Annotated in this window: 1 protein-coding gene (running past one end of the window); it reads left to right on the top strand. The window is 48.3% G+C overall.

What is annotated here, in order from left to right:
• Positions 1-14,415, top strand: partial view of an SDR family NAD(P)-dependent oxidoreductase gene (locus tag PPM_RS16725; RefSeq protein ID WP_013371934.1) — the 3' portion only. The gene continues 5,343 nt to the left of window position 1, outside the view; the window shows 14,415 of its 19,758 coding nt (coding positions 5,344-19,758); its start codon lies off the left edge, out of view; its stop codon occupies positions 14,413-14,415.
• The last annotated feature ends 7 nt before the right edge of the window (positions 14,416-14,422 follow it).

Here is a 14,422-nt window from a genome sequence, read left to right as displayed (position 1 = left end):
TTCTTCCAGCCTGACAAAGAAGAAGCGGCTGCGCATGGTAAAAGTTACAGCAAGTGGGGCGGCTTTATCGAGGGATTTGCGGAATTCGATCCACTGTTTTTTAATATTGCACCGCGGGAAGCACTCAGTATGGACCCTCAGGAAAGGCTGTTCATTGAAGCCTGCTGGGAAGCGATGGAGAATGCAGGCTACACCAGAGAACAGCTTGCAGTACGACATAACAGCCGGGTAGGTGTATTTGCGGGAATTACCAAAACAGGATTTGATCTGTACGGTCTTGATCTATGGAGAAAGGGAGCGCAAATATTCCCTCACACTTCCTTTAGCTCGGTAGCCAACCGAATTTCGTACCTGTTCAATTTGCAGGGACCAAGCATGCCGGTGGATACGATGTGTTCGTCTTCGTTGACCGCGATTCATGAAGCGTGTGAGCATCTGTACCGTGGAGAATGCGAGCTGGCTATGGCAGGGGGAGTGAACCTGTATTTGCATCCGCTGAGCTATGTCGGACTTTGCGCGAACCAGATGCTGTCCATAGACGGGCAGTGCAAGAGCTTCGGAAAGGGAGGCAACGGCTTTGTCCCAGGAGAAGGCGTGGGGGTCGTGCTATTGAAGCCGCTGTCCAAGGCGATAGCAGATGGAGACCCGATCCATGCGCTCATCCGGGGAACGAGTATCAACCATGGAGGCAAGACTAACGGGTATACAGTGCCTAACCCGACTGCTCAAGGGGAGCTGATCCGGTCAGCACTAGAGCGAGCCGGGGTACATGCCCGGACCATCAGCTATATTGAAGCTCACGGAACCGGTACAGAACTGGGAGATCCTATTGAAGTAACCGGTCTGACCCAGGCCTTCAGGAAGGATACGGCAGACAAAGGATTTTGCGCCGTGGGCTCTGTGAAGTCCAACATCGGACATTTGGAGGCGGCAGCGGGCATCGCAGGGATTGGGAAAATTGTCCTGCAGATGAAAAACCGGACGCTGGTTCCCAGCCTGCACGCCCAGGAACTAAATCCGAACATTCCTTTTGAGCAGACGCCGTTTGTTGTCCAGCAGGAGCTGGAGGAATGGAAGCGGCCGGTAGTTGAGCTCGGTGGAGAGACCCAGGAATACCCGAGAATGGCTGGGATTTCATCGTTTGGAGCAGGAGGCGCCAATGCCCATGTCATCATTGAAGAGTACGTTCCGGAAGAGAAGGCGCCCATCCGTGTGACAGCTCACAACCCCGTTATTATTGTGTTGTCGGCCAAAAATGAGGAACGACTGAAACAGCAGGTCGAGAGATTACTGTCCGTGATCGGGAAAGGAGAGGTCACAGAAAGCAATCTGGCTGATGCAGCCTACACGCTCCAGGTAGGACGTGAAGCGATGGAAGAACGCCTGGCGGTCATTGCCGAATCGATGCCAGCACTGGTGGAAAAGCTGGAAGGATTTCTAGAAGGCCACGATGGGATATCCGAACTGTACCGAGGACAGGTCAAGCGAAATAAAGAGGCACTGTCCGCACTGATAGAAGATGAAGATATGGAAAAAACGATCACTGCCTGGATCGGGAAACGGAAATATGCGAAGATTGTAGATCTTTGGGTGAAGGGACTGGCGATGGACTGGAGCATGCTTTATGGAGATGCCAAGCCGCAGAGAATAAGCTTGCCAGCCTATCCTTTTGCAAAGGAGCGGTATTGGATCACGGATATTACGATCCCATCTGTAGAAAGAATCCCTAGTGAATCTCAAGAAAAAGCAGTTCATGTTCAATCTCAAGTGATGGAGCCTGCACCTCCTGAAGCTTTAATGCTATCCGGTTTTTCCAGTAGTTCTGAAAAACCAAGCGGGATTTCCTTACGGAATTTGTCGGACAGTCAGCCGCAGCTTAGTAAGTCTGCCAACCAGCAGGGGTCTCCGATTATTTTAACTTCTCCAGAAGGGGTAATGCCTACATCAGAGAAGGACAAAAAGGCGGAAGAACAGACGCCTGTGGCTCCTGCCCTATCCATATCGTCAGAAATATTGCAGGAGGAGCTGACAACAAGTCTGGCGCAAGCTTTATATATAGATCGGGACGAGATCGATGAGGATAAAAACTTTGTTGATCTTGGATTGGATTCCATTATAGGCGTAGAGTGGATTCGAAACATTAATAAACACTACCACACATCCATAACAGCGACAAAAGTCTACGATTATCCGACCATACGGGAGTTTAGCAAATTTTTAGAAAAGGAATTGGGCGGTCGTGAGGCCGAATTAATCATGCCGTCTTCTGCTGCGTCTATCCCAGATCAGGCACCTGCGAAGCATTTACCGCCGCTCGTATCATTGGAAATGAATAAGCAGGCAGAGAGTTCACTTCAAGTCCATTTGATGCCGATATCGCCTGAAAAGCAGCCGCAATTCGGCACAACTCCGTCTGGTGTCTCTACAGAGCAATTACAGGAAGAACTGACGGCAAGCCTAGCTGAAGCCTTATACATGGAACAGAGCGAGATTGAGGCAGATAGAAACTTTATAGACATCGGATTGGATTCCATTATAGGCGTAGAATGGATTCGAAATATGAATAAGCGCTACGGCACATCCATTGCAGCTACCAAGGTCTACGACTATCCGACTATTCTGCAATTTACCGAGTTTTTGGCACAAGAAATCAATAAGCATGGGGGTAAGAAAAGCTTCGTTCAGCAGCCCTTGGACACAGTCACAGGCACGGACAAACCTATAGCAGAAGTCCATTTGCCGCGAACAGACACGATCCAATGCTCTCCAGCGCAGTTGCCTAAAGCGGAAACGGTGCCATTGCGTCGGATAAAAGCAGAAGAGGAATCAGTGTCAGCAACTTCGGAAAATCAAGATGCAATTGCAATTGTCGGGATTTCGGGAAGATATCCTGGTGCCGAAGATGTACAGCAATATTGGAAAAATCTCGCTCAAGGCCAAAACTCCATTGTTGAAATCCCGAAGAACCGCTGGGACGTAGACCCGTTGTATGATCCGCGTCCGGCACAAGAGGGGAAAGTAAATTGCAAGTGGCTGGGTGCCCTGGAGGATATCGAATATTTTGACCCGTTATTTTTTAATATATCTCCTACCGAGGCGGAAGGGATGGACCCGCAGCAGCGCATCTTTTTGCAAGAAGCCTATAAAGCCTTTGAGGATGCAGGTTATAGCGGCTCGCAGTTGGGAAATAAAAAATGCGGCGTTTATCTTGGCATTTTAAATAATGAGTATAGTATGATGCGCTACAAGAATGAAGCACAGTTCAGCAATACTACCGGGAATAGCAACGCTATTGCAGCGGCTCGTATTTCCTATTTTCTTAATCTGAAAGGACCTGCCATATCTGTGGATACGGCATGCTCCTCATCGCTGGTGGCTACTCACCTTGCTTGCCAGGCTTTATCAAATAAAGAGATTGAAATGGCGCTGGTCGGCGGTGTGTCCTTATACCTGACCCCGGAATCCTATATAGGTATGTCTGCATCGGGAATGTTATCACCAGATGGTCAGTGTAAGACATTTGACAACAGTGCCAACGGCTTTGTTCCAGGCGAAGGAGCAGGGGGGCTGGTTCTGAAGCGGCTAAAGGATGCGGAAGCTGACCGGGATCACATCTATGGGGTTATTATCGGAACTGGGATCAATCAGGATGGAAAAACCAACGGAATTACCGCGCCAAGCGCAAACAGCCAAATAGAGCTTGAGCAGGAGATATACAATAAGTATCAGATTGAACCCGAAAGTATTAGCTATGTTGAAATGCATGGGACAGGCACCAAGCTGGGCGATCCTATTGAATTGGAGGCTTTATCAGAAGCTTTCAAAGAAAAAACAGATCAGAAGAAGTTCTGTGCCATAGGCTCGGTAAAGAGTAATATCGGGCATACTTCGGCAGCAGCAGGCGTAGCAAGCATACAAAAAGTGCTATTATGCATGAAGCATAAGAAACTGGTACCGACACTGAATTTCAAGAACCCGAATGAGCATTTTGATTTTGATGGTTCTCCATTTTATGTAAATACACAATTAAAGGACTGGGAACCTTCTCGCGGGAACAAAAGACGTGCCGCTGTGAGCTCTTTTGGTTTTAGCGGTACCAATGCCCATCTTATTATTGAAGAATATCGTCCTGAGGTTGGAAAATTACCAGTAGACGACGAACCGCATAGTCCCGTTCTTTTCGTATTGTCTGCCAAAAATGAGAAGCAATTAGTAACCTATGCCGAAAACATGAGAAACTTTATTGCATATCAGCCAAATCTTAATTTGGCTGATATGGCGTATACGCTGCAGGTGAGCCGTGAGCCGCTGAACTATCGTCTGGCTTTTGTGGCAGATTCAAAAGATAATCTACTAAAAGCGCTGGATGGATTGATTCATCATCATCTGCCAGCTGGAGTCCTGACGGCTCAGGTGAAAAAGGGCAAAGACGGTATCGGGCTCTTTGAGGCAGATGAAGATGCCAAATCCTTGCTTGAAACCTGGATCAAGAAGAGAAAATTAGAAAAAATTGCGGAGCTGTGGGTACAGGGTCTAACGATGGATTGGAACAAGCTGTATGGGGACATCAAGCCTCGCCGGATTAGTCTACCCACCTATCCTTTTGCAAAAGAACGGTGCTGGGCGCCCGAGCTAGACAATAAGGCAGGCAAAGGCACGACTTCTGTCATTGCGGCTGCACTTCATCCTTTGCTGCACCAAAACACCTCCGATTTCTCTGAACAGCGGTTCAGCTCGACTTTTACAGGTCAGGAGTTTTTCCTGAAGGATCATGTAGTAAATGGTCGCAAGGTGCTGTCTGGGGCTGCATCCCTTGAAATGGCGCGGGCGGCAGTGGAGCAGTCACTAGGGACGGATGAGGGCCACCTGGTCGGAATGTGCCTTAAAAACGTGGTTTGGGCACGGCCTATTACCCTAGAGGATGGCCCAATACAGTTGCATATCGGGCTTTTCCAGAATGAAGATCAAGAGATTTCATATGAGATTTATGGAAATAACGGAGCCGGTGATACAGAGCTTATGATATATAGCTACGGCAATGCGGTACGGAGATCGGCGGTGGAGGTTCCTGCATTGAATATAAAAGATTTGCAGGATACATGCAGCAGAAGCTTTTATCCGACAGCATTGTATGGCGTTTTCAGAGATTTGGGGATTGATTACGGTCCCGGGCATCAGGGGATTGAGATGGTATATGCGGGAGAAGGTCAGGTGCTGGCGAAGCTATCATTGCCCTCCTCAGTCTCTGACACTCAAAGCCAATTTGTCTTGCATCCAAGCATGATCGATTCCGCTTTGCAGGCATCCATAGGCTTGACGCTGGGCTCTGGCGAGACTAAGCCCGCTCTGCCGTATGCCATTCAGGAAGTTGAAATTATAAAAAATTGCAGCTCCACCATGTGGGCGCTGATTCGATACAGTGCAGACGGTAAAGCGGGAGATAAGGCACAGAAACTAGATATTGACCTGAGCGACGAAACCGGAGAGATCTGCGTGAGAATAAAGGGTTATTCATCAAGAATTTTGGATATAGAGTCTATTTCCATAGACGCGCAGTCCAATTCTGGTACCTTGATGCTTGAACCCGTGTGGAAAGAGCAGGGAGTTACCATAGAGGGTGATTTACCTGTGTATGATCGCCATGTCGTGATCCTTTGCCAGCCGTCCGGGATTTCCTGTGAACAAGTAGAAGCTCAAATAAGCGGCGCACAATGTATATTATTGCAACCTGATCAAAACAGAATCGGGGAACAGTTCCAGCGTTACGCCGTTCAGGTACTTGAGCTGATGCAAAGAATTTTTAGCGAAAAAAACCATGGCAAGGTGTTAATCCAAATTGTCACTAACGACCAGGAGGAGCAGCAGCTTGTATCAGGGCTCTCGGGTCTTTTAAAAACCTCCAGAATAGAACATCCAAAACTGGTGGGACAGTTGATAGAACTTGAACAGGATGAGGCCCCGAGTGCAATCATAGATATTTTAAAAGAAAACAGCTGGAGTCCTGAAGACATCCAGATCCGGTATGGGAAAAGCAAACGGTGGATTTCCAGTTGGAACGAGGTTCCGTTTTCTCCGGAAATGGTAGACATCCCGTGGAAGGAGAACGGAGTATACCTCATTACCGGTGGTGCTGGTGGCTTGGGACTTATTTTTGCCAAAGAGATTGTAAATAAAGTTCATAATGTTGCGTTGATTTTAACGGGGCGTTCCGCGCTGGATGAGGGCAAGCGGGCAGAGATAAAGAAATTGGAGTCATTAGGAGCACGAATAGCATATAAGCAGGCCGATGTGTCCCGGGAGCAGGCGGTGGCTGATTTAATTCGGGAAATTGAGGCAGAATTCGGAAGCTTGAATGGCATCATTCACAGTGCAGGAGTAATTCGTGACAACCGTATACTCAAAAAAAATAGCAGGGAAATGCTGGAGGTTCTCGCTCCCAAAGTATTAGGGGTAGTGAACTTGGATCAGGCGAGTAAGAACCTGCCTCTTGACTTCTTCATTCTGTTTTCGTCGGTAGCCGGAGGACTGGGCAATCAGGGACAGGTGGACTATTCTACCGCTAATGCCTTTATGGATGCTTACGCCAGATACCGGAACGCTTTGACAGGATCGCAGCAGCGCCAGGGCCAAACGTTATCTATCAATTGGCCACTATGGAAAGAAGGAGGGATGCATATTGATGAGGAGACGGAGAAGCTGGTAAAACAGCACACAGGCATGGGCAGTATTTCAACTTCTTCCGGCATTCAGGCCTTGTACCGTGCCATGCTTACGGGTGCTGATCAGGTTATGGTGATGGAAGGCAATCTCGAAAAAATGAAAAGAACAGTAGGTTTAATAGCAATTCCGGAAACCAGACAGCTTGAAAAGGTGGCGGGTGCTTCAGCAACTATTTCAGCAATTTCTACTGAAAGTAATGCCGCACCGGACCTGCTGGACAAGGTGCAGACCGCCATGATGCAGGCGGTATCGAAATTGCTGAAAGTCAAACTTGAAGATATTGATGCCTATGTCGAACTGAGTGAGTATGGCTTTGATTCCATCTTGCTCACGCAATTTGCCAACAACATCAATCACTTGTACCGACTTGAGCTGACACCTGCCGTATTCTTTGAATACACTACACTTCATGACTTCTGCAGGTATTTAGTGGACGAATATGCCACCTTGCTTGGTGAGCAGTTTTTCGTCCAGACCCGGACTGAGCCTTCTGTGCAGAATGAAGAGGAGGATAGGGAAGACTGCATCCGCAGTAGACGCCAGCGTTTTCGATTTGCAAACAAGAATGTGCTAGCTATGCCGCAACAGACCCAGGCGGGTTCTGAACCTATTGCAATTGTAGGCATAAGCGGTGTCTTTCCCATGGCCCGGGATGTAGATGAGTTTTGGAAAAATCTTGAGGAAGGCAGGGATTGTATCACTGAAATACCTGAGGATCGCTGGGATTGGAAGGCATATTACGGTGACCCTGCGGATGAGAGCAATAAAACAAACATCAAGTGGGGCGGGTTTATTGACGGGATATATGAGTTTGACCCTTTATTTTTTGGAATTTCACCGAGGGAAGCCGCACTCATGGACCCGCAGCAGCGCCTGTTGATGACTTATATTTGGAAGGCGATTGAAGATGCTGGGATTCAAGCAGCAGGTCTATCTGGGAGCCGTACAGGCATCTTTACAGGAACCGCAAATAGCGGCTATAGCGGAATGATCTATCAGGGAAATGTGGATGTCGAGGCATACTCCTCCAGTGGAATGGCGCCGTCGGTGGGACCCAATCGTATGAGCTATTTCCTTAATATTCATGGTCCGAGCGAGCCTGTCGAAACAGCTTGCTCCAGTTCACTGGTGGCCATTCACCGGGCAGTAAAGGCTATAGAAGATGGAAGCTGCGAAATGGCAATTGCAGGTGGTGTCAATGTAATTATCACACCTGAGCTTCATATCAGCTTCAATAAAGCAGGGATGCTGTGTGAGGATGGTCGATGCAAAACCTTCTCTGATCAAGCCAACGGTTACGTGCGCGGTGAAGGGGCGGGCATGCTTTTCCTGAAAAAGCTGAAGGATGCAGAAAAGGCTGGAGACCATATTTACGGCATAATTCGGGGTACAGCCGTTAATCACGGAGGCCGGGCCAATTCTCTGACAGCCCCCAATCCGAGGGCACAGGCGGATTTGCTGGTAAATGCATATACAAAGGCTGGTATCGACCCAAGGACAGTCTCTTACATTGAGGCCCATGGAACAGGCACCGAATTAGGCGATCCAATTGAAATTAACGGACTGAAAGCAGCCTTTAAAGAGCTTTATGAGACTATAAAGGGACCCGGGATCAATGAACCCCATTGTGGCCTAGGTTCAGTGAAGACCAATATCGGACATCTGGAATTGGCTGCTGGGATCGCCGGTGTCATCAAAGTGCTGCTTCAGTTGAAGCATAAAAAACTTGTTAAAAGCCTTCATTGCGATGCAATGAATCCCTATATCAAACTTGAAGACAGTCCATTCTATATCGTTCAGGAGACGAGGGAATGGAAGCAGCAGCAAGATGCTTCTGGGGAAAATATTCCTCGGAGAGCGGGGGTCAGCTCTTTTGGATTCGGCGGTGTCAATGCCCATTTGATCATCGAGGAATATGTTCCGGAAAATCAGGAGAAAGAGCCGGTTACCTTCGCTACCCAAAAGCCGGCTATTGTTGTGCTGTCAGCCAAGACTGAAGCACAGCTGCAAGATCAGGCACGGCAATTGCTGGCTGCAATTCGGGTGCGCCAGTTCACAGACAGCACTCTGGGAGATATAGCGTATACCCTGCAGGCGGGACGCGAAGCGATGGAAGAACGTTTGGCCTTCACTGTAGTTTCTCTCTCCGAGCTTGAGGAGAAGCTAAAGGGATTTGTGGAAGGCCGAGAAGGTATCCATAGCTTATATGTGGGGCAGGCAAAACGCTATAGAGAAGAAAATAGAGACCGGGAAACACAAAAGGGTGCGGCCGAGACGATTGAGGCGTTAGTTAGTGAAAGCGACTATACCCAAATCGCACGCCTTTGGGTAAAAGGCGCGGTTTTTGACTGGGACGTGCTGTACGGAAAGAATAAGCCGAACCGTATTAGCCTGCCTACCTATCCTTTTGCCAGGGAACGTTATTGCATAACCAATACCAATAAGCTGAGCGGAGCAAACAATGTTGGGCCGAAGCAGGAGACGTCAGCCATCATTCATCCTTTGCTTCAGCGAAATACGTCCGATATTTATGGACTTCAGTTCAGCTCCACATTTACGGGAAGAGAATTTTTCCTTGCTGATCATGTGATCAAGGGACAGAAGCTTTTGCCTGGAGTGGCCTACCTTGAAATGGCGCGAGCGGCTGTAGAGGAAGTCGATACATCTCTGGAAGAAAGTCGGATTTGTGTTCGTCTAAAAGATGTATTATGGCTCCGGCCTGTGGTAGCTGAGGAGCGGCCGATTGCTATAAATATCGGGCTTTATCCGCAAGATGGCGGAGAAATTGCCTATGAAATCTACAGCAAGTCTGAATCAGTGGACACGGAGCTAGTTGTGCATAGCGAAGGCAGCGCAGCGATTGTTCCGTTGGCCGAGATTCCTGTCATAGATATTGAAGCCTTGCTGGAGCAGTGCAATCTAGGTACCTATTCATCCCAGCAGTGTTATGAGGCGTTTGCAGCGATGCAGGTTTCCTATGGGCCGGGACATCAAGGAATTGAAAAGATATATACCGGCGTGGGTCAGGCACTTGCCAAGTTGTCCTTGCCTTCTTCTGTTTACCAGACCCTGGGACAGTTTATGATGCACCCTAGCTTGATGGATTCCGCTTTGCAGGCGTCCATAGGCCTGATTATGGGCACAGGCGGAGACCTCATGTCTGACGGTAAAGCTTCTATAAAGCCAGCTTTACCATTTGCATTGGAAGAGCTTGAGGTGTTTAGCGGCTCCACATCAGAGATGTGGGCTTGGGTCCGTTATCGTGAAGGCAGCAGACAGGATGGTCCAGTGCAAAAGCTCGATATTGATTTGTGCGATGTGCAGGGGAATGTTTGTGTAAGCATGAAGGGCTTCTCATCACGAATTGCAGAAGGAGGAACTAGGGGATCAGGGGAATCAGATGAATTGACGATACCTGAGACTTTGATGCTTGAGCCTGTATGGGAAGAGCAAGCGCCTGCCCCGAGAGGAACAGCACCTAATTATCAGCAGCATCTGGTAATTCTATGTGAACCAGCACCTATTTCCGGGGAAATGATTGAATCACAAATAAACGGGGTGCATTGTCTCATCCTGCAATCCGAAGAGGAAAGCATGGATGCACGGTTTAGAACTTATGCAGCTCAGGTGTTTGAGCAAATTCAACATGTGCTTAAAACCCAATCCAAACACAAAACATTGATTCAGCTTGTCATTCCGGTACAGGATCACAGACAGGTATACTCGGGACTTTACGGACTCTTACAAACAGCGCGGCTTGAGAATCCCGGACTGGTGGGCCAACTGATCGAAGTGGATGTGGAGGAAGATGCAGCAGGTCTTATAAATATCCTGCAAGAAAATAGCCGCAACTCCATGGATACACATATCCGCTATCAGTGGGGCAGACGATATGCAGCCGCATGGACAGAAATCCAATCCTCGTGGGAAGCGGGCCGTATTCCGTGGAAGGACTCAGGGGTATATTTGATTACCGGAGGAACAGGTAGTCTTGGTTTGATTCTGGCTGAAGAAATGGCACGACAGACCAAAGATGCCCTTTTAATTCTCGTTGGACGATCTGTGCTTCGCGGTCACACCAAAGCAAGGATTGAGGAAATAGAGGCTCTAGGAGCAAGAGTCGTATTTCGACAGGCCGATGTCGCCGATAAAAGAGCGGTTGAGGATTTGATCCGGGATATTCAGGAAGAGTTTGGGAAGCTGGACGGAATTGTTCACGGCGCTGGGGTGACCAGCGATAATTTCATTATAAAAAAAACAGGGGAGGAATTGCAGAAAGTATTGGCGCCAAAAGTTACAGGATTGATCAATCTGGATCAGGCCTGCAAGGATCTTCCGCTAGACTTTTTTGTCCTGTATTCATCTGTTGCCGGCAGCCTTGGGAATATAGGACAGGCTGACTATGCTGCTGCCAATGCCTTTATGGATGCCTATGCCAGATATCGCAATACGCTTGTAGAACAGAAGCAACGTCAGGGGCAGACGCTTTCTATCAACTGGCCGCTGTGGAAAGAAGGCGGAATGCGTATTGATAGAGAAATGGAACAAATCATGGAGGAAATGGGGATGTTTGCTATGAAGACCGATACAGGAATGAGGGCTTTGTACCAAAGTCTGGCTTCCGGAAAAGATCAAATCATGGTATTGGAAGGGCGTGCCAATCAGCTCAGAGAAACGCTCTTGCAGCAGCCATCCCTGAATCAGGCTGAAGATGCCTCCTCTATGATTATGGAGAGCAGAAAGGAGTCAGGAATCGGACAAGATCTTCTTGCCGAAAAAGCGGCAAATTATTTAAAGCAACTGCTTGCTGCATCGATCAGACTGCCGGCAAGGCAAATTGAAGTCGATGCCCCTATGGAGAAGTATGGAATTGACTCTATTATGATCAGACAGCTGACACGTGAACTGGAGAAAACATTCGGAACACTACCCAAAACGTTGTTTTTTGAATACCAAAGTATCCGGGAGCTGACCCAATATTTTCTTGAAGTTCACCAGAAGCAGCTGATTCAACTGCTTGGAATGGAGGAAGAGGTTAATGCCGTCCAAGCGTTTACGTCTTCTACTGTGAAGGATAGCCCAGGAAGGCCACTTTCCAGTAGCCGAAGAGAAGCTCGTGAAATGCCGGCTCAGACACAATTACTGGATCAGAAAAAATTCCAACCGCAGCCGGAAACAGTAGGCGGTACGGGGGATATTGCCATTATCGGCTTGTCGGGCATGTATCCTGAGGCGGAGAATGTTGGGGAATTCTGGAACAATCTGCGCAATGGAAAGGACTGCATTACGGAAATTCCCAAAGAGCGTTGGGATCACAGCATACACTTTGACGAGGAAGCGGACAAATCCGGAAAAGCTTACAGCAAGTGGGGTGGCTTTATCAAAGGCGTGGATCAATTTGATCCGAAGTTTTTCAACATCTCTCCTAGAGAAGCAGAAATCATCGATCCACAGGAGCGCTTGTTCCTAAAATGCGTCTATGAAACGATCGAGGATGCAGGCTATACACGAGAAGGGCTTGGTTTGGAAAGGAATGTAGGCGTTTTTGTCGGAGTTATGTATGAAGAATACCAGCTTTATGGGGCGCAGGAGCAGGCTAGAGGCAAAATGATTGCCGTACCAGGGAATCCGGCCTCCATTGCAAACCGAGTTTCTTATTTCTGTAATTTCCACGGGCCGAGCATGGCTGTGGATACGATGTGCTCATCCTCATTGACGACCATTCATTTAGCCTGCCAAAGCTTACAGCAAGATGAGTGTGAGCTTGCCATTGCTGGAGGTGTCAATGTCTCCATTCATCCGAACAAATACCTGATGCTTGGGCAGGGAAGATTCGTATCAAGCAAGGGTCGGTGCGAAAGCTTCGGAGAAGGCGGAGATGGGTATGTGCCGGGTGAAGGCGTAGGGGCCGTATTGCTCAAACCGCTGACCAAAGCAATTGCAGACGGCGATCACATATACGGGGTCATCAAGGGAACCGCTGTGAATCACGGCGGGAAGACCAATGGCTTTTCGGTTCCGAACCCCAAGGCGCAGGCCAGTGTGATTGGGAGGGTATTTAAGAAAGCCGGAATAAACCCCAGAACAATCAGTTACATTGAAGCACACGGCACGGGGACATCTTTAGGTGATCCTATTGAAATCGCTGGATTGCAAAAGGTTTTCCGGAAATATACGGAAGACACGCAGTTCTGCGCCATTGGATCGGCAAAATCTAATATAGGGCATTGTGAGAGTGCGGCAGGGATTGCTGGAGTGACTAAGGTGCTCCTTCAGCTCAAATACGGACAAATCGCACCTTCGCTGCATTCAAACATACTCAACCCGAACATCGACTTTAGCAATAGCCCTTTTATAGTTCAGCAGGAGCTTGAAGAGTGGAAAAGACCGATCGTCACTATAAATGGAAAGACCGTTGAATACCCGAGAATTGCAGGTATTTCTTCTTTCGGCGCCGGAGGCTCCAACGCACATGTGCTTATTGAGGAATACATCCCTAAGGTGCAGGAGACTAGACAAGCTGCCGTGATATTGCAAAACCCGGCCATGGTCGTGCTGTCGGCCAAAAATCAAGAGCGTTTGTACGAGCAGGTACAAAGATTGCTTTCTGCACTCAGAGCACCGGAATACGCAGAAGCCAGTTTGGAGGATATAGCATTTACCCTTCAGGTAGGACGGGAAGCTATGGAAGAACGGTTAGCAGTCTTAGCTAAGTCTACGAGGGAGCTTGAAGGAAAGCTGGAGAGCTTCCTGGCGGGGAATGAGGATATCGACGGACTCTATTCGGGTCAGGTAAAGAAAAATAAAGATATTCTGACTGTTCTTGAAGCAGACAAGGACATGGAACAGTTGGTGGATGTCTGGATAAGCAAGGGCAAGTATACAAAGCTGGCAGAGCTTTGGGTTCAGGGCTTGTTATTCGATTGGAACAGGCTTTATGGAAAGGCCAGACCTCGTCGGATGAGTCTGCCAACCTATCCATTTGCTCAGGAGAGCTATTGGATCTCTACGTTCGGAAGCCAGTCCAAGGAGACCAAGATGGAACCTCTTGAAGTTGATATCCCGGCACAAAAGCCTGTTTTCAGTCCTCCTGCTGTCGATGATAATGTGCAGGTACAGACATTGGCGAAAGTACCTGAAAAACCGCAGGGTATTTTGCTGCGCTCAGTTTCTGACATCGAGAAGGTAGCCGATACACCGAAAAAGGCAGCCAAGCCCGCAGAAGTGAAGCCGGCTCCGCCGCAACCTAAACCTATCATTTCCTCACCGCAACTGGCTGTCAAGAATGAGGTCAAGCGATCTGCTAATGGGCCTGCGGCTGTACGGGTTGATGCCTTGGAGAAGGAACTAATTGAAAGTCTTGCAAAATCCTTGAGTATGGACGAAAAGGACATTGGCCGGGACGATAAATTTATCGACATGGGACTGGATTCTATTATAGGTGTAGAGTGGGTACAGGACGTGAACAAACGGTTTGGAACTTCTATTTCAGCAACCAGAGTGTATGACTATCCTAACATTAAAGAATTTTCCAGATATTTAGCAAAGGAATTAAGCAAATCGGCGGAAGCCTCAAATCAAGTGCCTGTAGAGTCAACTTCTACGCAGCCTATGCAAGCGTTGATCCAGAAGGTGCTGCAAGGGGAATTAAATGTTGAGCAGGCCGATCAGTTGTTCAAGCAATTACACTCGTAAATTGCCG

The organism is Paenibacillus polymyxa M1, assembly GCF_000237325.1.
Taxonomy (GTDB): domain Bacteria; phylum Bacillota; class Bacilli; order Paenibacillales; family Paenibacillaceae; genus Paenibacillus; species Paenibacillus polymyxa_C.
Note: the sequence above shows the minus strand (reverse complement) of the source record. Positions and strands in the feature narration are given on the sequence as shown.